Origin of the sequence: Micromonospora sp. DT44 (assembly GCF_049841635.1) — a bacterium.
Lineage (GTDB): Bacteria > Actinomycetota > Actinomycetes > Mycobacteriales > Micromonosporaceae > Micromonospora.
In genome coordinates this window covers 1-282 of record NZ_JBNCKS010000203.1, presented here as the reverse complement: position 1 = coordinate 282, position 282 = coordinate 1, and the positions used below count along the sequence as shown (strand labels likewise).

Here is a 282-nt window from a genome sequence, read left to right as displayed (position 1 = left end):
AGCCGCCTTCGCCACGTCGCCGATCGCTCCGCAACCCTCCAAAAAATCCTTCAGATCCTTGGGCATGCTCTTCGGAACAGTCCTGCCCTCCCGCCGCCAATCATAAAGATTTTGTCCGAGGTGTACCACAATCCCGTTGGTGGCCTGCCTCTCGTATGTTCGCGGGGGGACTGTCAGCAGATTTTCTTGGCCATCTTTGTAGTAGTCTCGTGCTATCTCGCCGAACGCCTCCCACCTAGCGTCACTACTGAACTTGGCAGCGCTGGGCGCGACCGCCTTCGC

The 282-nt window shown here is 58.5% G+C and carries 1 protein-coding gene; it reads right to left on the bottom strand.

Annotation, left to right across the window (positions count from 1 at the left end):
- A partial coding sequence (locus ACLQ25_RS32905; protein WP_425734623.1) for a hypothetical protein occupies positions 1 to 282 on the bottom strand: 282 nt, incomplete at both ends.